The organism is Cellvibrio mixtus subsp. mixtus J3-8 (assembly GCF_000766945.1).
Lineage (GTDB): Bacteria > Pseudomonadota > Gammaproteobacteria > Pseudomonadales > Cellvibrionaceae > Cellvibrio > Cellvibrio mixtus_A.
Window position 1 is genome coordinate 172183 of sequence record NZ_ALBT01000032.1, and the last position, 20782, is coordinate 192964.

A 20782-nucleotide genomic window follows, 5' to 3' on the forward strand; every position below is an offset into this window, starting at 1 on the left:
GCTGTTGCAGAGCCGCTTAACCCTAGCAGAACAATTAAAAATTTAGCAAATATTAATTGTCGCGATTAAAAATACTGTCGCGGAGTTCACGGAAAATATTGCGGCGACGCGGTTGGTTTTCCATATTGGATTGATCTTCTATTATCCGTACTTGCGGGATTTCCTGTAACACACGGAAACCAATATTGTTGCGGGACTTTGTGGCAGTAAAAGCAATTTGCGAATAAACAGTAATATTTTCTACTTTGCTGGTAAATGCACCACCGCGCACCGCGCGTTTTAAACATACTGTTTGTGGTGTGGCCGATGGATTTGGTGCGTCTGCACAATCGCTAGTCCATTCGGCAACATTTCCGGCGGTATCATGCACTCCAAAATCATTGGGTGGAAATGCGCCAACTACCTGGGTTTTATTATTAAAAAAACTGTCCCACCAGCTTTTACAGCCAAAGCGGCAATTAGTGCGGCCACGGGCATCTTCAGTATTATTCCCCCACCAATAACTGCTGGTGGTGTTCCCGCGCGCTGCGTATTCCCATTCGGCAGCGGTGGGAAGTCGATAAGTTTTTCCGGTAGTTTTATTGAGCCAGTTTATATAGGCATTAGCATCGTCCCAGCTTATATTAATTATCGGGCGTTCGCCGCGTCCCCAACCATTATCATCAGGCAATGCGCGATTGGTTTCTACTGCAAAAAAATCGTACTCATTAAAGGTAATCTCATAGCGACTAATATAAAAATCACGCGCGATGGTAACTTGGGCGCCCTGGGTACCTGGGTTACCCATAAAAAAACTCCCCGCTTTTATCAATACCAACTCCGGTAATGGCAACGTGTTGCCAGCCTGCGTTTGGTTGGTTTTTTGCAATGCAATATCGATGGATGAATTCTGCGTGTTTAATCGAATCCATTTCTTTTTTGTTGCATACCCCGGGTAGCTGATTTCCAAATGATAGGTACCACCGGGTAGTTCAATACCTGGAATATATTTTTCGCGAATGTTTAAAATGCGCACGCGCGCATCTTCTGGAATTGGATTTACTGTCAGTGGAATCAATGCTGGGTTGGCTATGTTGCCGGTATCCTGTTGCCCGGTGATACTGGCCCATTGCTCTTTTGCTGATGGTTGTTCACTGCTAAAAAATGCTCGCCAACCAAAAAGCATGAAACCAAAAATCAACATTGAATAAATGCCCAGGCGAGTAATTAAACCACTGTGATTTACGGTTGCCTTGATAGTGTGCTGCGGTATTGTGGACGCAATGCGTGTCGCAATTTGGGTGCTGTTGGCCACTAACGTTTGGGCGGCTTCTGCTGAACGGATAAATGGCGGGTCAATTTTTTTATTCGCTTGCCACAACTGTTTGGTTTTTGTGTTTATTAATTTTGCATCCTGGCCAATTATTTGGCCGATCTTTGTGAGAAATGCAAAAGGTAAAAATTTCTTTCTGGTGTTCAGGTGGATATTGTGTAAGGAAATGGTTTCGAGTTTTTCAATTAGTTCTCGCGCTGTCTGAAAACGTAGTTCCGGGTTTTTGGCGAGTAACTTATCCAAAATTGTTTGCAGTGCGGATAAGTGTTCAGGTAACTGCGGTGGTTGTTCATGGATATGTTTGACGCTGATGGCTAATGAACTATCCGCATGGAAAAGTTTTTCGCCGGTGAGCATTTCATATAACACAACACCAAGGCTATATAGGTCCGAGCGGCCATCGCTGGGTTCACCTTTAGCTTGTTCAGGGCTCATGTAGTAGGGGGTTCCTATTACGGTGCCGACCTGGGTCATATTGGCTTTGGATTTAATGGTACGGGCAATACCGAAGTCAGTTAGGACGGGCGAGCCATCGTCGCGAAATAAAATATTCTCCGGCTTAATGTCGCGATGCATATAACCTTTGTTATGCGCCTGTTCCAATGCTGCAGCAATACCAATCGTTATTTTAATAGCTTGTTCGGGAGTGATACCTTGTTTGATCTTTTCTTCCAGCGATCCTTTGGGTAAGAACTCCATGGAAATGTAATTTAAACCTTCATGGCGACCAATGTCGTAAATCGGAATGATATTAGGGTGTGACAATTGGCCGATAATGTTGGCCTCGCGCTGAAAGCGCTGATGGAATTCCGGATCCTTATCCAGCAAGGGTTTCATGATTTTTAATGCAACGGTGCGCCCCACACTGTGTTGCGTCGCCAGGAATACGGTTGCCATACCGCCCGCATTAATCTTTTTAATAATGGTGTAGCCAGGTATTTGCATTTTTATAAACGAAGTGAATTTGTATCGACAAATGAATGGGAATCAGGTTGCGTTATTTTAACGGAGATGACTGATAAAAACCGGCTAACTTTCAATAACTGTTCAATTTGCGAAAACTGCTTGATTTGCAAAAAACTGACTGCCTGAAAAAACTGTTTTATATACACAAATCCTTTTGTGTCGGGTATGTAACCGGCTATTTTTTAGGGGCTGGCCGTTTGCCACCGGGTTTGTTGCCGGGCACTGTTTTTCCGGCTGGACGATTGGAGTGTGCCGGCTTTGCAGTTTGCTGCGCATTGAATTTTTTTGTACTTTCAAACTTATCGCCAAACGCTTTTGCCGCCGGTTTTTGTGCCTGGGTATTTGGCTTTCCTGCGTTCGTTGGCCTTGCTGCTTTCGCGGTTGCAGCGGGTTTTCCTGCAAATGATTTTCCCGTTCCACGCGCGTTAGGGTTGTGGCCGCGTTGGGTGTTGCGACTTTTTTCTGTGGCTTCATCCGGCACCAGTGCAGAGATGCTGCCGCCGATCAAATGTGGTTTACGCATTTTACGCAGGGCTTCACGAATAATGGGCCAGTTAGCCGGATCGTGATAACGCAATAGTGCCTTCTGTAAACGGCGTTGTTCTATGCCGCGCGGAATGGCAATTTTGCTGCTCTTGTATGTCAGTTTCTTGAGCGGATTGCGTTCACTCACGTACATTGCTGTTGCCAGTGACATCGGCGATGGATAAAACGTTTGTACCTGATCCACTTCAAAATTGTTTTTCTTTAACCAGAGCGCAAGGTTAAGCATATCTTCATCGCGCGTGCCCGGATGGGCGGCGATAAAATAAGGGATTAAAAATTGCTCCTTGCCAGCTTCTTTCGAAAATTTATCAAACATGCGTTTGAACTCGTAATAGCTGGTCATTTTAGGTTTCATCATTTGCGCGAGCACATTATCTTCCGTGTGCTCCGGTGCAATTTTCAAATAACCACCGACGTGATGCGTCACTAATTCTTTTACATATTCAGGATCTTGCACTGCCAGATCATAACGCAAACCGGATGCGATAGAGATTGTATGCACACCGCGAATTTTGCGCGCTTCGCGATACAAATTAGTGGTGTGTTTATGGCTGGTGGTTAGATTTTTACAAATCGTTGGGTGCACACACGATAAGCGCCGGCATTTACTCAGCGTTGGCATATCTTTGCATGTGAGGCGATACATATTCGCGGTAGGGCCACCGAGATCGGAAATGTGGCCGGTAAAACCGGGAACCTTATCGCGAATATCTTCAATTTCTTTGAGGATCGATTCCTGTGAACGGCTCTGGATGATCCGCCCTTCGTGCTCGGTGATCGAGCAGAAAGTACAGCCGCCAAAACATCCGCGCATAATATTTACGGAGGTTTTAATCATGTCGTAGGCAGGAATTTTTTGTTTGCCATAAACCGGGTGCGGTATGCGCGCGTAAGGCAAATCAAATACACCATCGAGTTCATCGGTTTCCAATGGGATTGGTGGCGGGTTAATCCAGACTTCGCGGTTCTCGTGTTTTTGAATCATCGGGCGCGCGTTAAACGGATTTGCTTCCTGGTGCAAAACACGCGATGCATGAGCGTAGAGTATGGGATCTTTGCGCACCTTATCGAATGACGGTAAACGCACATACACTTTTTCGTCATCCACCAGATCGCTGCGATTTTGTAGCGGCATGGGAATGATGCGAATTGGTTGCGGCTCATTTGGATCCAATACTTTTTCGCTTTCAATTCCTTGTGCGGGGCAACCTTGTGTTTGAAGTTTTTCTTCATTTGCTGCAAGCGGGTTCAATGCGGCAATTTGCTCAGCCATTTTTTCCGGATCCAGTTGGCGCAAACCGACTTGCGAATTATTGATATCGGTTTGTGCAGCATCGACAACTGATTTGCTGTTGTGTTGGTATTCGTAAGGGTTGGGTAATTTATCGATATTGCCGGGCCAATCGATGCGCGTGGAATCAATTTCAGTCCAGCCGGCAGGCGGCTCTTTTTTAATTACCACGGTGCCGCGAATATTATCGAGTTCTTTAATATTTTTTCCGGCCGCCAGTGAGTGTGCGACCTCAGCAATCGCGCGTTCAGCATTGCCGTATAACAAAATATCGGCAGTGGCATCGATCAAAACTGAACGGCGGACTTCGTTACTCCAGTAATCGTACTGGGCGATACGGCGCAGGCTGGCCTCAATTCCACCGAGTACAATCGGCACATCTTTGTAAGCTTCTTTACAGCGCTGGCTATAAACCGTGACTGCACGGTCAGGGCGTTTTCCGCCCATGCCACCGGGTGTGTAAGCGTCGTCAGAACGCAGGCGCAAATCGGCGGTGTAGCGATTGATCATGGAATCCATGTTGCCTGCACTAACGCCAAAGAACAGGTTGGGTTTACCCAATGCTTTAAATGGTTCCGCACTTTTCCAATCCGGTTGGGCAATGATGCCCACGCGAAACCCCAGTGATTCCATAAACCGGCCAATGACCGCCATCCCGAAACTCGGATGATCTACATAAGCATCACCGCATACGATGATAATGTCGCAACTATCCCAACCCAATTTGTCCATTTCCTGCCGGCTCATGGGCAGGAATGGCGCAGGCTTATAGGTTTTGGCCTGGGCGTGGATGTTGGGTTTGGTGTAGGAGAAGAGGTGTTTGGCGGTGTTGCTCATGATCAGGTACGGCATTGGGTAGGAATCAGGCGGCTATTGTCCCAGAAATAGGGCGTGGGCAATAGATTTTTTTAGTTGCGCCGCCTGATGTCACTGCGAATTGTCACCGTGAATTATTGTTTTAGGAACAGGCGGGCGAGGGGAATACTCACTTTGCCAAAATCCCAGAATTCTTGCACATTGGAGTTGATCATTACCGCCACTGCCATGTTTTGCTCCGGGATTACCATTAGCCAGCATTGTGAGCCGCGCGATACGCCACCGTGATTGGCGTTATGCAGCTTCCCGTGCTCATCCTCATAATCGGCCCAACGCCAACCAAGGGCATAGTTATCTTCGTTAACTTCTCCTGATGCCAGCACTTGTGGTTGCCAGAATTGTTGGCGGATGTGAGGTGAGATAAAACTGTCATCTAACCAGGCCGAGCCGAGTTTTACCAAATCAGATGGCGTGGAAACAAAGCCTCCACCGGCAAGGCGGTGGCTTAAATCGACGGTTCGCCAACGGCGAAAGTGGGGATAACGGCCATCGTCATTCCAATAAAAATCAGCCAGGGTCGCATCATTTCTCGATTCATATTCTGCATCTGTCGCGGCCATATTTAATGGCGTAAATATTTTTTGGTGCATTGTTTTTAAATAGGTTTCACCTGCAATTGTTTCCAGTACAGCACTTAATAATACGGTGTTAAAGGTGGCGTAATGGTATTGAGTACCTGGCTCAAACAGCAACGATGTTCCATCAAATACTTCCAGCGACTCATTTGCCGACAAATAGCGTTTTTTCAAGGTGACCAAATGATAAAAGCCCCACCAATCACCGGTGTTATCGATGTAATCGGGAATACCGCTGGTATGCGATGCCAATTGCCGTGGAGTCAACTGCTCCCATTCTTTATTAGGCAAGTGCGGATGGTAATTGGCAATGGGTGTATCCAGATTGATTTTTCCCTCCTGGACCATTTTGGCGAGCAAGGTTCCGGTTAATGCTTTTGCCGTACTGCCGGTACGAAATTGCGTTCCTGTTGTGACTGGGATTTGTTTCTCAATATTCGCCCACCCGGTTGCACCGGCCCATACTATCTTTCCATCAATCGCAACCGCAGCAGAGATCGCGGGTGCATGGATATTGGTTTTATGTTGCTCCAATAAATCCAGTGCCGCGCGGGACTGTGGATGGGACGAGTAGTCGGTTGAGCGAGGGTTGGAATCTGGCAACACAAAATCTGTGGGGAAAAACATAGGCACTTTGCCTTCATAGGCGAAGTATTGATAAATCGGCCAGCTAAACCAGGCGAGAAATAGGACAAGCGTTGAAATTATTAGGTTGCGAAGCATCGATACATACCTTGTAAGTTGTTTTTAACCACAGACAAAGTGCCGAGCGAGCAATGAAAAGTCTTATCGAATTCAAAAAAAAGCTGATCGATTTTGAAAAAACGATATTTTTTGGGTGAAATATAAAGGCGTTGAATGATTTTTATACGGTTGGATTAGCCGGGTGATGATGTCAGTTTGAATCCGGCACAGGTATTTTATTGCGATAGCTGGTCGGCGTCTCACCAGTGATTTCTTTGAATGCGCGATTAAACGGCGCAATAGAACCGTAACCCACGTCGAGCGCGATAGTTAATACGGGTAATGGAGAGTTTTTTAACCGTGCACAAGCTTCTTCGATGCGATAGTGATTGAGAAACGCTGCGAAATTGGTGTAGCCCAAGCGATGATTGATAAGCTTGCGCAAGTGATGTTCAGGGCAATTTAATTGCGCAGCCAAGTGGGAGATCACCAGGTTGGATTGCAGATAACCACGATTTTCAATAAATATTTTTAACCGTTCATAAAGTTCGGAATCCGCTACACCCAAACCCTGCAATTCACTTGTCGTATCTGGAATGTGCGTCAGTGTATGGTTGCTTGTTTGTATAAATGCAATGCGATGGTTAAGCATCATCAACCCGATGACGGTACTTCCAATTAAACACAATATGGATGTCGCCAGCATAAAAATCTGGTTGCGGTTCAAACCGGTATTACTCAGCTCCACGACTGACAGAATCACAAAATACAGGGCTAGCAGGGATACCAGCCAGGCGCGTGCTGTACGGCGTTGCTCAATTAAGTCGTCGCGCCAGTTATTTATTACCGACACAATTAAATGCACCATGATAACTAATCCAAACACGTGGTTTAGGTCGTGGTAGGGGCCATGGCCGCCCAGTACCAGGAAATAATAGGTATGCCAGAGTGCGAGTAAGCTGAGGGCGATCAGGCTCCAGCGTGGCCAGCGGCGCAGTTTAAAATTGTCATCAAATAAACTCTGGCCACACCACCACAAAAAGAACGGGGTTGCATCGGTTAACCACAGCAAAATATGCCGGGCTATTCCCTGGGGGCGAGGAACAAAAGGCGCGGTGAGCAATAGGAAAGCGGCGAAACAAATTGTTAACAAAACGGGAATACAACGTTCAATAATCGGCAGTTTTTTTGCGATCGGATATTGTAAAAACAGGACGGCCAGCAACATCAGCTGGCCGATGCAGGCATAACGGATAAAGAAATCGACGCTGGCTAACATCCCGGTTGTTCGTGAATTTACTGGCCGGCTTGCTTGCGCAGAAGATCTTCGTATCCGCCTTCGTTGATTGCATTGGTAAAGCCAACCGATTGCAAGATTTGTTGTGCGATACCAGAACGATTACCGGAACGGCAATAGAGATGAATTGTTGCGTTTTTGTCGGTGGTGATTTCGTTGATGCGGGCGGCAATTTCTTCGTAGGGTATATGTGCGGCACCTTCAAGGTGGCCTGCGTTAAATTCGTCGGTAGTACGAACATCAATCCAGATCTCGTTGGCAAAACCGGTAGTAGACATAATAAGCAATAAACCTGTGCTGATGAGTTTTAAGAAGGGGCGCAGCATACCAATCTCCTTGTGGAGTCTTCCAGTGGTTAGGGGATTTCACGGCAGTATAAACAACAACGCCCGCAATAGCGGGCGTTAGGGAAACGCTTTAATGATCAGACGCTGGCAAGTAAACGGTCATATTTGCGGCTTAACATATCGTAAAACTGCTCCCGGACCTGAACGATGGCGTTTTTCAGCGCGGTAATTTGTTCCAGGGAAATATCTTTGCGGCCCACATAGACCTGTTTGCGATATACGGCAATTTTAGCGCCGTACAAGCGCAGGCTGCGCTCCAGGTTTTTTTCACCCAGCATCAATAGTTTCGCCTCGGCTTCCGCCATTTTTTTGAACTCGGCCACCAGCTCGGTGTTGACGCTTTCCAACTCGATGCGGCGCGCTTGCGGCCAGCGCTCGCCAAACTGGATGGATTCCACTACCAATGACGAATATTTGGCGAATATGTGGGAAACAGTTCCAACCTGGCTGGAGACATCTTCCAGAATCTGGATGCGGCGATTATCGCCAGCGGTATTGGCAGATTGTTGGGAGCCGCCGCTGCGGCGCAGTACAACCCAGGCGGTAACGGCGGCGATCAACGCACCCAGGCCGATTTTTAATGATGTGTCAGTGATTTGTAAAAACAGTTCGTTATCCATATGCATTGCCCCTCTGTCAGAAAAACGACGGTTCTCTATTGATAGAGGGGTATGAGCAAAATCCAGGCCAGAGCCACACGTCAATAATGTGGCTCCAGTTATCGTGGTGTGACTTATTTATGTTGTGGATTGCGATCGGGTGTATGTTGTGGATTGAGATCGGGAAGCAGGGCGGTAAAAATCCCCAGCAACGGTAAATAAGCGCAGCAGTGGAAGACGAAAATAATGTCCGTAGCATCTGCTAATCCGCCCAATGCTGCAGCGGATATACCACTCAAACCAAAGCTCAAGCCAAAAAACAATCCGGCGATCAAGCCGACTTTTCCCGGCACCAATTCTTGCGCAAACACAACAATTGCCGAGAACGCGGATGACAAAATCAGGCCGATTATTACGCTGAATACTCCTGTCCAGAACAAATTGCAGTAGGGCAGTAACAGCGTGAAGGGCGCGGCGCCGAGGATCGATACCCAAATCACCAGTTTGCGGCCAATCTTGTCGCCTAACGGGCCGCCGGCAAATGTCCCTATCGCTACCGCCGCCAAAAATATGAACAGAAATAATTGCGCGGATTCTACTGGCTGGTGGAAGCGCTCGATCAGATAAAAGGTGTAATAGTTGCTGAGGCATGTCATGTACACGAACTTGGAAAATATCAACAAACCTAAAATGGCCAGCGCAGTAATTACTTTGTTGCGCGGCAAGTGATTTACCGTTGCCACGCGTTTTGCCCCCAGTGCCGCGTGGGTGCGCACAACCCAGCGGCTCACGCTGAACAATACGATAATCCCCAGCACCGCAAACACCGTAAACCAACCGACACTGCTTTGGCCGCGCGGGATAATAATCGCCGCTGCCAGCAATGGTCCGAGGGCAGAACCGCTATTTCCTCCTACCTGGAAAAACGACTGCGCAAACCCGAAGCGACCACCCGATGCCATGCGCGCAACACGCGATGCTTCCGGGTGAAACGTCGATGAACCCAGGCCGACAAACGCCGAGGCAATCAATAAACCGGCGTAACTGTTCACTACCGCGAGCATGATCAACCCGATCAGTGTGAACACCATACCGATAGGCAATAAATATGGCTTGGGGTGTTTATCGGTATAGAGGCCAATCGCCGGCTGGAGGATAGATGCAGTCAGCTGGAACACCAGCGTGATCATTCCTATCTGGGTAAAACTCAGGTCATAGCTGGTTTTCAGCATTGGGTAGATGGCTGGCAATATCGCCTGGATCAAATCGTTCAGGAGATGGACAAAGGCAACAGCACCCACGACCGGCAACACCAGTTTGGTCGCGTCAAATTCAGCAGGCGCAAGGGGTTGGTTTGGAATGGATTCCATTTTGCTCATGGTGGCAGGTATCTCCGGGGAATTGGTTCCATGGCAGTATAAAGATCAAAAATAAACAGAAATGACATAAACTGTCGAATATGTGACAACTTAAAGGTTTAATGGAAACGCAAGATGAGCATTGTTTATCAACGTAGCCCGGAAGAATTACAACTCGTACCGCGCCCCATCGTGGCCTGGAGTGGACATTACGCCAATGGCGATGAAATTCCGTCGCACACTCATCCACGCGCGCAATTGCTCTATGCCGTTGAAGGGGTCATGCGGGTGATCACGCCGGATAGCGTCTGGACAATTCCCTCGCACCGCGCGCTCTGGGTGCCGCCCAATGTGGAGCACCACTCATTCATGATGAGCGATCTGGAAATGCGTACGTTGTTTGTCAGTGCCGACATTCCGTTATCACCCGGTAGAGAGTGCCGTGCTATTTCGGTATCGGGATTATTGCGCGAATTGATTTTAGGTTTGCTGGAGGAGCCAGCGGAATACCCGATCCCCGGGCGGGGTGAGCACCTGGTTGCGTTAATTTTGAGTGAGATTGACCGCGCGGCAACGCAAGCAGTGCAAATTCCCTGGCCGCAGGATCGGCGCTTGCAAACCGTTTGTCATTTGCTCATGAGCACGCCGGGTGTAACACGCACGATTGAAGAATTGGCGGAGCTGGCCGGTGCCAGCGCGCGCACTTTAATCCGGTTATTTCCCAAAGAAACCGGAATGAAATATCGCCAATGGGTACAACAGGTTCAGCTTGCAGATGCACTTTGTCGGCTCGGGCGCGGTGAGAACATTGCCCGTATTTCTGATGCGCTGGGTTATGCGAATCCCAGCGCTTTTTCGGCGATGTTTAAACGCACCTTCGGCGTAGCGCCCAATCAATATTTGCAAAAAGGAAATGAGCGATAAGGCATTCAGCATGTATTAGTTGAGCTTTTTATCGCCCTGGAAATAGCGTGGATTTTCTTTCAGTGGTTTTAATAAACCTTCCAGGCCATTCAAACGGATTTCGTACATCAAACCCAATAAATTACCGAGTTTTCCTTTGGGAAAACCTTCGCGTGCCATCCACACCAGATAATGTTCGGGAATGTCGGCGATAACATGGCCGGCGTACTTGCCGTAGGGCATGGGTGTGGTAACCAGATCTTTTAACAACTGCGGATCAAATGGAAATTCGTCCACATTAACCACCGGCGATTTTTACAGTGAAGCCGCGTTTTTCCAATTCCGCTTTTAACTTATCGCGCTGGTCGCCCTGGATTTCAATCACGCCATCTTTTACTGAACCACCAACACCACAGAGTACTTTCAGGGCTTTAGCGAGATCTTTTAATTTGGCTTCGTCCAGCGGCACACCGGTAACGGTAGTCACGCCTTTGCCATTGCGCCCCGCCGTTTCACGGCGAATACGCACAATACCGTCGCCTTGCGGAATTGCGGCCGCCGGTTTTTCTTCTTTAACGCGGCCTGTTTCAGTGGAATAAACGAGGCGGGAGTTTTTGTCTTTGCTCATGATGTGATCTCTTGCGAATGCATGGCCAATTCTACCTGCCGAGGCTGTTAGAATGCCACGCACTACATTGCAGGAATCGGTTATGACAATTGAAGTAAAAGGGCAATGGTCCCCGGAATGGCAACCGCTGGTGGATGCCTTTGCAGCCAATTTTGCCATGGGCGAAGCCGGGGCTGGGGTGTCGTTGCATTATCGCGGTGCGCTGGTGGTGAATATCTGGGCTGGCCAGCGCAGTAATAAACTGGCGGGTATTGAGGCGCGTGAGTGGGACGAGCAGACCCTGGTTAATATTTTTTCGGCGGGTAAAGGGCTGGTTGCCATTTGTGTTTTGCAATTGATTGCCGAGGGAACCCTGGCGCTGGATGAACCTGTGGCGGGGCTTTGGCCCGAATTTGCGCAAGCCGATAAAGGTGCGGTTACATTGCGCCAATTGTTGTGCCATCGCGCGGGTTTATCGGCGTTTCATCAGCACCTCGCCAATGAGCAAATATTTGATTGGCAAGCGATGGCAACTGCGGTTGCTGCTGAATCACCCTGGTGGATTCCTGGTACTGCACAGGGTTATTCGCCGTTTATGTTCGGTTGGGCGCTTGGCGAAATTATCAAGCGTGCAAGCGGCTACGCGAGTGTGAACGATTATTTCCAGGCGAAAGTGGCCGGGCCTTTGGGAGTGAGTTGCTATTTCGGTGTACCGGATGCGTTGCTCGATAACATTGCCGATACCGGTCCGTTAAAACGCCCTGCAGGTTTACCAAATTTCTCTACCGGTGCTGATAGCATCGCATTGGGCAAAATTATGAAGGCTGACCCGCGCGGTGTAACCAATCGCGCATTTTCCAATCCCATCAGTCTGATGACTGCAACCAATTCGCGCGAATGGCGGCAAGCGCAAATTCCGGCAGCCAATGCTCATGCCGATGCGCGCGCACTCGCCACTATTTTCGGCAATCTCGCCAGCGCCAGCGGATTATTGAATGAATCCATTTTGCCGCTCTGCTGGCAAGAGCAAACGTTCGAACAAGATCAAACCCTTGGTTTGCCATTGCGTTTCAGTAATGGATTTATGCTATCCCAACACCAGCGTGCGGATTGTCGCTACGGTCGCGGCGAGCGTGCGTTTGGGCATCCCGGTGCAGGCGGTTGCGTGGCATTTGCCGATCCGGATTTTGAGGTGGGTTTTGGTTACGTTACCCATCGTATGGGGCAGGGTTTATTAATTGATGAGCGCGCTGTGCGTTTGATTGATGCAATTTACGCAATTCTGGAGTAACACCATGACTGACTTTCAAGAACAATTAATCGATTTACAAACACGGGTTGCTTATCAGGAAGATACTCTTGAGCAATTGAATCAGGTAATTACCCAACAGGATGCGGATATCACCCAACTTAAACAGCAAATTCGCATTCTTGCCCAGCGCCTTGAGGACTCACTGCGTACACAGGGGCAGGGCGGTGAACAAATTCAGGATGAGAGGCCGCCGCATTACTGACAATTTTTATGGACGAAATAGTGACTTGAATGTTTCGCCAAAAAAATGACAAACACTAAAAGTGCAACGGCGCACTGGTTCTCATTAATGACAATTAATGTGAACTAATACCTGTTATCGGCTTGCTCTAAAAATTCTTGGCTACACTTTGGTCTGAAAATCTTTTTCTTAATCATCAATTTGTTGTCGTAGCACGTTTGAAACAGGGCAAGCTTATTTCTATGCAGCACTCCAATTCATCGGGTGATCCAGCCTCAGAGTTACCGGGTGATCTTGTTCTGGACAACGTACTGGACTCGTCCAACGTCGCGCCCTGGAGTATGGAAGCAATTAGCGGTGAATTATTTATTACTTCCGGGTTGCTGGCTGCTGCAATACCCAATCCCCCTGCGTTGAATCGCCTGACTGATTTATTGCAGCTCCTGCCTGTCGCCGACAAATATTTATTTATGCAATTGTTCAACACTGACCCCTTTGATCAGGACTACGAACGTTTGCGCTCCTGCGATTTGCGTCTAGTGGGATTGCCAGGTGAACCGCATCTGCGCTTTGTCGCACGCTTGCAGCCAACACATGATGATGGCGCGCGTTATTTTCACGGTGTGGTGATCAGCGCGCGCCACTTGCTGGCACAGCCAGGTGATCAATATGCATTGCAATTTTTATCCGGATTATTTGCGGAAAGCCCGATTCCCAGTTTGATCACCGATAGGCAAGGTGTGATATTGAATATGAACCAGGCGCTGGAGCGAATGTTCCATTTGAACCACCGCCAGGCCGAAATGGCGGCGGGTTATTATTCGATCTTGCGTGATAAGCGCGTCAGTCGCGACCCTGAATTACTTGAGGCTATCCAGCAAGTCTATGAACAAGGAAAAATTCAAACGATAGAAACCAATTATTTATTGGGTAATATTCATCGCAGTCGTTTTGTGAATAATAAAAATTTATTTTTCCGCGCAAGTTTTTTGCCCATTCGCGGTTATAAGGGTGATATCGAGCGGGTATTAATCCAGCTGCAGGATTTGTCGCGCGAGAAAAGCGCGCGCGATGCGTTGCAGGAAAGTGAAGCGAGTTACAAAGCATTTATCATGCACAGCTCCGAAGCGATCTGGTGTTATGAAATGCAACCGGCGATCGCAATTACTAAAGACATAGAAACCCAGTCCCGCCAAATTGCCAATAATGCACGTTTGGTGGAAGCGAATAAAGTCTTGCTCGGAATGCTCGGTGTGGAATCGCTGGATGAGATTCTCGGCATGGGTTTGATCGACAGTGGTTCACGTAATTACGTATTTGATATTGATTTTTTTGTTAAAAATAATTACCAGATGATCGATCACGATATAGTGCGTGAAGATAGCCGCGGTAAACAATATTTTTTTCAAATTTGTTGTACCGGTATTGTTGAAGATGGTTATTTGAGGAGGGTATGGGGCACAACTAAAGATATTACCGCACGCAAACGCTACGAAGATAAGTTACGCTACCAATCCCAACATGACTCACTCACATCGCTACCCAATCGCAACAAGCTTTATGTAGATATGGAGGCGTGCTTTGAAAAGCGCAGTGCTGAACAAATCAGTGCATTGTTGTTAATCGATCTGGATCGTTTTAAAGAAATTAACGATACACTGGGGCACAACGTTGGCGATCATTTATTAAAATTAATTGGTCCGCGGTTGGCTAATGAAATGTCGGAAGTTCCAGGCACTGTAGCACGCCTGGGGGGCGATGAGTTTGCGGTGTTTTTGCCGCGCATCCGGAGTACTCACCAGGCAGTTGTTTTTGGACACCGGTTATTGGATGCGTTGTCTCAGGAGTTTGATCTGGATGGATTTACAACGCAAGTAAGTGCGAGTATCGGCATTGCAATTAGCCCGCAACAAGCCCAGGATCATCATGAATTGATGCGCTATGCCGACATCGCTATGTACTATGCAAAAAGCCAGATGCTTGGTTTGTCTATTTATAGTGCTGAGTATGATCCCCATTCAACCAAGCGTTTGGCGATCGTTAGTGAGTTGGGGCGTGCAATTCGCGAAAACCAATTGTGTTTGTATTATCAACCGAAAGTGCTGCTGAATGAAAAACGATGTTACGGTTTTGAAGCGCTCATTCGCTGGATACATCCTGAATTAGGTTTTGTCCCCCCTAATGATTTTATTCCAATCGCCGAATTAACCAGTGTCATTCATCAATTAACCGCGTGGGTTTTGGAGCGTGCGATTGAACAATGCCGGCGCTGGCAAGATCAGGGTATGGCGCTGAGTGTTGCGGTGAATTTATCTGCGCGCAATTTAATGGACGACAATATTCCCAAGTTGGTGGATCGTTTATTAAAAAAATATCAGTTGCAACCAACGCGATTGGAATTGGAAATTACCGAAAGCTCCATCATGACTGACCCCACGCGCGCATTGCGCAATCTGGATGCCTTGCATGCATTGGGGGTGCATTTGGCCATTGATGATTTTGGTACCGGTTATTCATCACTGGCTTATCTTAAACGTTTGCCAGTGCAAACATTAAAAATCGATAATTCATTCGTGCGTAATATGATGGATGATTTGCAAGATGAGTTGATTGTCAATTCAACAATCCATCTTGCGCACAACATGGGGTTAACCGTTGTGGCTGAGGGCGTAGAAAATGAAGCATTGTTAACGCGCCTCACCGAAATGGGATGTGATGAAGCGCAAGGGTATTTTATCGGGCGACCAATGGCGGTCGTAAATACGGATGAGTGGATTGTTGAATCTGGCTGGATTAAACAGCCGCAGTAATTTGCGCTACGGCTATCGAAAGTATTGGATCCTTAAAAACCATTATTCTGTAATTGCGCTTCTACGTATTTGAGGCGCTCTTCAATAAGTGCGGTGCGATAAGCGTTATCTTTGGTTAATTTCAACGCGTTGCGCAACTGGATCTGGGCGCGGTCATAAACACCGTTCAAAATAAAATATTCAGCACGCGCTTCATGCACTCCTAAAATATTGCCGGCCAATCCATTGACTTCCGCTAATAAATACCACACGTAGTCATCGTTGCTGCGCTTGCGCGAATAAAGATCCAGGATTTCAGCGCATTGTTTATAAAGTCCCGCTTTCATTAATGCTTCCGCATGGCGAACAATTAACGGATAACTGTTGGGGTATTTATTGAGCTGTGCCTCCAGGATTTCCAATGCTGGTTTGTAGCGCTCCGCGGCGATTTCGATATCGGCCCGCATGATTTGGTAGGTCACTCGATCCGGGTCTTTTTCAAGCAGCGGCGCTAATGCCTCTCGCGCGGGGCCGAATTGACTGGACTTGGTTAATGCCAACACCCAGCCGTAGCGACTCGCGTCGGGAGAAAGGCTTTCTTTATCCAATTCACTTTTGAACATCCGTGCAGCAGTTTGTGGTGTTTCTTCGGCGTCTACACGCACACGGCTACGCATTAGTTGATACTCCAGGTCATCAACAGCAGGTTTGCGTGGGTACTGTTGTGCACGGTTGCGTGCATCGGCAACACGGGTTTCGCTCACCGGGTGAGTCAGTAGATATTCCGGGGGGCGGCGATTAAGGCGATTAGCGCGTACCATTTCCTCAAACATATCCGCTGCGGCGTGGGGATCAAGCCCTGCTTCTACCATTGTTTGCATACCAATACGGTCAGCCTCCTGCTCGTTCTGGCGGCTAAAGGCAAGGGACGCCTGTTGTGCCGCAGCCTGGGTACCCATGATTGCCGCAACACCTGCATCGCTATTACTGTTGGCTGCCAGCACTAAACCGGCCAGCATTCCCGCCAGCATCGGTACCATCATATTCTTTTGCTGCTCAAGGCGGCGGGCATAATGGCGTTGACTAAGGTGGCCCATTTCGTGGGCAAGCACCGCGGCTAACTGGTTTTCACTTTTGGCATAGTTCAGCAGGCCGGTATGGACACCAATAATATTGCCCGGTACCGCAAATGCATTGAGCGTGTTATTTTCGACGACCACCAAATCGATGCGCTTTTCGGTCAGTTGGCTGTACGGGATCAAACGCGTAAACAGTTGTTCCAGATAATTGATGATTAGCGGGTCCGAGGACGTTGGGACCTGGCTGCGGTAAGCGCGCAACCAACGTTGCCCCAGGATTTTCTCCTGTACCGGTGAAATGGTGATTGAACTGCTATCGCCCAGGTCTGGTAAATCTACATCGGCGTGGCTTGCCGGCGTAAAGGCCAATCCGCAGAGAACCATCAAGGCAACCCCTATGGGCTGCAATATTTGCCGGCACCGTGATTGAAATGAGCAATAAAAAGGGAGCAAAGAGCGATTCACTAGCCTGGACACGGAAGGGCGGACTCCTGAGTATGACTGGCCTACAAGGGATAGGGCACAAAAAATTCGGCATAACTCTAGCCTTTTTGACGCGTAAAGACTAGGTTAGCAACCTTTTGAGACCTTTTTCCGTCACGCTGGTTCGCTGGTTGGCACAAAAAGTCTGGTTTATTCCGCGAATCAGAGCGGCGCGCAGGTGAAAGACTATGACTGACAGGGTGATTGACTGTTTTACCCATCCGGTTACCGCGGAAGTTAATGCTTATGGGTTGCGCTGCCCGTTGCCCCTCTTGAAAGCCAAGCAGGCATTAAGGGATCTGGCTGTTGGTGAAGTGCTGCGGGTGTTGGCGACTGATGCTGGTTCGGTGCGGGATTTTCAAGCCTTTGCCAACATTAGCGGACATGAACTGATTGGTTATATCGAGCGAGACGGTGCCTTTTGTTATTTGTTGAAAAAGGCCAATTCTGCAAATTCCGCTACTGGTAAATAATCATCGCTGCAGTTGCAGATTATTGATGTGTAAGTGAGTGTGTTATGGCAAAAGTGTGTAGCAAACAGCGCGGTGCGATTTCTTCTGCAATTTATGCAGCGTGCATTTGTTTGTTAACTCTACCGCTGGCAAGTGTTGCGCTTGAGCCGACAGAAATTACGGACCAGCAAAAATCGATCGCGCTGAAAAAAAGTGAAAACGACAAACGTGAATATCGTTATCTGGTATTGGAAAACCAGCTGCGTGTCTTACTTATTTCTGATCCCGCTACTGAAAAATCTGCTGCCGCGCTCGATGTAAATATTGGTGCTAACCAAAATCCTCGCGATCGTGAAGGATTGGCGCACTTTCTGGAGCACATGTTATTTCTGGGTACCGAAAAATATCCGCATGCCGGTGAGTACCAGGAATTTATTGCGCGCCACGGGGGTAGTTATAACGCCTACACTGCAGCAGAAAATACCAATTACTTTTTTGATATCGATAATAGCCAGCTTGAGCCGGCACTGGATCGTTTCTCCCAATTTTTTGTCGCCCCTTTATTTTCTCCTGAATATGTAGAGCGTGAGCGCAAAGCGGTTCATTCAGAGTATCTAGCCAAATTAAAAGATGATGGTCGCCGCGAGTGGGATATTTATCGCGAGTTGATGAACCCTGAACATCCCGGTGCAAAATTTTCGGTAGGTAATTTAACTACCCTGGCAGATCGCGAAGGTCATTCGGTGCGCGATGATATGCTTGCTTTTTATGAGCAGCATTATTCATCCCATTTAATGAATCTGGTGGTGTTAGGGCGTGAGCCCCTGGATGTGCTGGAAAAGATGGTTCGTCCACGCTTTGTGAATGTACCGCAACGAGACACTAATATTTCTGCAAAATACCCTTCATTATTTAATGCAGATACCTTGCCTGCCAGTTTGGAAATAAAGCCTGAAAAAGAACTCCGCAATTTAAGTTTTTCATTTCCGATTCCCAACCCTGATGATTTTTATCAAACCAAACCCTTTAGTTATATTGCTCATTTATTAGGGCATGAGGGCAGCGGTAGCTTGTTGTCGTTATTAAAACGATTGGGCTGGGCTGATGCGGTCTACGCTAACACCACACTGGAAAATCGTAGCGATGCGCTCTTTCAGGTGAATATCCAGCTCACTCCCCAAGGGGTTCGTGCACGCGATCAAATTACATCGCTGGTGTTTTATTGCATTGAACAATTACGTGAACGGGGTGCTTCGAGTTGGCGTTATAACGAATTTCAGGTAATGGCTGACCTGGATTTCCGTTTCCAGGAAAAGCGCCCACCGATGGAGACCGTTAGCGAGCTGGCTCAGTCCATGAGTATCTACAAGCCACAAGATATCCTCAGTGGAAATTTGCTGTATGCTGACTATGACGAAAAACTTATCCAGAAAAGTTTGTCTTTTTTAACCAGCGATAATGTTCTGGTTACACTCACTGCACCAGAAGTTAATGCATATCGGATTTCCAGGCTCTATTCTGCGCCTTACAGTTTGCGTGCAGGTATTTCCGAATTGATGGAATTAAAACCTGCGGTGCGCCAGGAGCTGTCATTGCCGGATAAAAACCTGTTTATCCCCAAGCGGCTTACCGTTAAAACCGGTTCCATGCTGGAGCAGCAGGGCGCAGTGATTAATCGTAAACCGGAGTTAATTGTAAATAACAAAAATACCCGGGTGTGGTACACGCAGGATCGGGAATTTATCCAGCCGCGGGCCACTATTAATTTGCGTGTTAAATCCCCGTTGGTTGCTGCTAATGCCGCTGGTGCGGTGAGAGAGCAATTATTTATCGCGCTAGTTAACGATCAGCTCGGTGAGTTTGTTTATCCTGCTCGTTTAGCGGGTATTGAGTTGTCTATTGAAGCTAATACACGTGGGTTTGATATTAAAATTTTTGGTTATTCCGGCCGCCAGGGATTGCTTATAAACAAGGTTATGGAGGCGATAAGGAGCGGTAAATTCACCCAGGAGCGCTTTGCGTTGTTAAAGGAAAATTTACTGCGAAACTTACGTAATCAAAATAAAGATTTGCCATATCAAGTCTTGGCAAAGCAAATCCCTGTTTTGCAGATGACACCGGCATGGAGTAATGCGCAATTAATTACTGCACTTGAATCTACTACTTTTGAGCAACTTAGCCAATTTGCCGGCAGGCATTTAATTGATGCGCGTCTTGACGCATTTTTTTATGGTAATTATTTTCGCGCAGAAGCATTGAAGTTGGCCGTGCTGGCGGAGCATGAACTGCTGAATCGACAAGCTGTGCGCGAATTGCCCGAACAAAAAATATTGATGTTGCCCCAATCGTCCGACAAGCCCTGGTTGTATGTTCATAATTTAGAACATTCAGATAGCATTGTGGAGTTATTGATACAAAACAATTCCAATTCTGTGGATGATAATGCGCATATGTTGTTAGTAAGGCAGCTATTACAACCGGCATTTTATTATCAACTGCGTACGCAAAAACAATTGGGCTACATTGTTGCTGCGATTCCTGCTCCCTTATTGGCTGTGGAAAATACCTTGCTAGTTGTGCAATCGCCTGTTGCCAGTGAGGAAGACATTATCAATGAGATCGATCAGTTTCTTGCGGAGAAAATTGAGGGCATTGCGAATTCAGAAGAATTTTCCATCAATCAACAATCACTGATAAATGAATTGCGAGAGCCAGCGCGCTCATTAAAAGAACAAAGTGACCGCTATTGGAATGCAATCACCGTTTATGAAGAGCATTTTTCCCGACGATTGGATTTGGCTGATGCGGTTTCGCGCATTACTCCGGAATCACTCGCTAAATATTATCGAACAATATTTACGGATAAAAATCGTCGATTATGGTTGAGTTCGCAGAAATTAATTGAACGTGAAAACTTTTTTCTTATCGATGATTTGTTGTCTTACAAACAGCAATTGCAACCTTTATCTACCCCCTGATTTTTTGCGAATTGTTTAACGATTAATCGCATGATTCAAAGTAATGCCTCTATTTGCTTTTTTGTGGTGCATGCTGCGCAAAAATTATCAAAATTTTTACTGATTTCTGCTTGGTGAATCGGAAATATTTGGGTAATAATGCCAGCC

The 20782-nt window shown here is 47.4% G+C and carries 16 protein-coding genes; 6 read left to right on the top strand and 10 right to left on the bottom strand.

The window, feature by feature from the left end:
- Positions 1-52: 52 nt before the first annotated feature.
- The 7 genes from A596_RS23405 to A596_RS00795 all read right to left on the bottom strand — a co-directional run bounded on the left by A596_RS23405 (position 53) and on the right by A596_RS00795 (position 9872).
- On the bottom strand, positions 53-2257 hold the full coding sequence (locus A596_RS23405; RefSeq protein ID WP_052417085.1) for a bifunctional serine/threonine-protein kinase/formylglycine-generating enzyme family protein: 2205 nt from the start codon (positions 2255-2257) through the stop codon (positions 53-55).
- 196 nt (positions 2258-2453) lie between these two features.
- A complete protein-coding gene (locus A596_RS00770; RefSeq protein ID WP_084127910.1) occupies positions 2454-4952 on the bottom strand; it encodes a YgiQ family radical SAM protein in 2499 nt (832 codons plus the stop codon).
- A gap of 113 nt (positions 4953-5065) precedes the next feature.
- Positions 5066-6193, bottom strand: a complete 1128-nt coding sequence (locus tag A596_RS00775) for a serine hydrolase domain-containing protein (protein WP_160280057.1) — start codon at positions 6191-6193, stop codon at positions 5066-5068.
- A gap of 268 nt (positions 6194-6461) precedes the next feature.
- Positions 6462-7529 (bottom strand): AraC family transcriptional regulator, encoded by a 1068-nt coding sequence (locus A596_RS00780; protein WP_039911941.1) that lies wholly within the window; start codon positions 7527-7529, stop codon positions 6462-6464.
- A 17-nt stretch (positions 7530-7546) separates the two neighbouring features.
- Entirely contained in the window at positions 7547-7873 is a 327-nt protein-coding gene (locus A596_RS00785; protein ID WP_039911943.1) for a rhodanese-like domain-containing protein, read from the bottom strand.
- Positions 7874-7971: 98 nt separating this feature from the next.
- Positions 7972-8514, bottom strand: a complete 543-nt coding sequence (locus A596_RS00790; protein ID WP_039911944.1) for a hypothetical protein — start codon at positions 8512-8514, stop codon at positions 7972-7974.
- 113 nt (positions 8515-8627) lie between these two features.
- Positions 8628-9872 carry an MFS transporter gene (locus A596_RS00795; protein WP_084127865.1) on the bottom strand — a complete coding sequence of 415 codons (1245 nt, stop codon included), beginning with the start codon at positions 9870-9872 and terminating at the stop codon, positions 8628-8630.
- Between the two features lie 114 nt (positions 9873-9986).
- Here A596_RS00795 and A596_RS00800 point away from each other — a divergent pair, with 114 nt between their 5' ends.
- A complete protein-coding gene (locus A596_RS00800) occupies positions 9987-10775 on the top strand; it encodes an AraC family transcriptional regulator (protein WP_039911945.1) in 789 nt (262 codons plus the stop codon).
- 15 nt (positions 10776-10790) lie between these two features.
- Here the strand turns inward: A596_RS00800 and A596_RS00805 are convergent, their stop codons facing one another.
- Positions 10791-11051 (bottom strand): DUF3820 family protein, encoded by a 261-nt coding sequence (locus A596_RS00805; protein ID WP_039911947.1) that lies wholly within the window; start codon positions 11049-11051, stop codon positions 10791-10793.
- 1 nt (position 11052) lies between these two features.
- The gene (gene yciH / locus A596_RS00810) at positions 11053-11382 is read right to left on the bottom strand and encodes a stress response translation initiation inhibitor YciH (RefSeq protein WP_039911948.1); all 330 of its coding nucleotides are present in this window, start codon (positions 11380-11382) and stop codon (positions 11053-11055) included.
- Between the two features lie 82 nt (positions 11383-11464).
- Between yciH and A596_RS00815 the strand changes: the two genes are divergently transcribed.
- The 3 genes from A596_RS00815 to A596_RS00825 all read left to right on the top strand — a co-directional run bounded on the left by A596_RS00815 (position 11465) and on the right by A596_RS00825 (position 15664).
- Entirely contained in the window at positions 11465-12652 is a 1188-nt protein-coding gene (locus tag A596_RS00815; RefSeq protein ID WP_235425586.1) for a serine hydrolase domain-containing protein, read from the top strand.
- A gap of 4 nt (positions 12653-12656) precedes the next feature.
- Positions 12657-12875: a SlyX family protein gene (locus A596_RS00820; RefSeq protein ID WP_039911950.1), complete on the top strand. Its 219-nt coding sequence runs from the start codon at positions 12657-12659 to the stop codon at positions 12873-12875.
- A gap of 221 nt (positions 12876-13096) precedes the next feature.
- On the top strand, positions 13097-15664 hold the full coding sequence (locus A596_RS00825; protein ID WP_039911952.1) for a sensor domain-containing protein: 2568 nt from the start codon (positions 13097-13099) through the stop codon (positions 15662-15664).
- A gap of 32 nt (positions 15665-15696) precedes the next feature.
- Here the strand turns inward: A596_RS00825 and A596_RS00830 are convergent, their stop codons facing one another.
- Positions 15697-17106 (bottom strand): M48 family metalloprotease, encoded by a 1410-nt coding sequence (locus A596_RS00830; protein WP_052417086.1) that lies wholly within the window; start codon positions 17104-17106, stop codon positions 15697-15699.
- 287 nt (positions 17107-17393) lie between these two features.
- Between A596_RS00830 and A596_RS00835 the strand changes: the two genes are divergently transcribed.
- Entirely contained in the window at positions 17394-17678 is a 285-nt protein-coding gene (locus tag A596_RS00835; RefSeq protein WP_039911954.1) for a sulfurtransferase TusA family protein, read from the top strand.
- 44 nt (positions 17679-17722) lie between these two features.
- Complete coding sequence (locus A596_RS00840) at positions 17723-20635, top strand: insulinase family protein (RefSeq protein ID WP_052417087.1); 2913 nt, start codon at positions 17723-17725, stop codon at positions 20633-20635.
- Positions 20636-20782 lie beyond the last annotated feature (147 nt).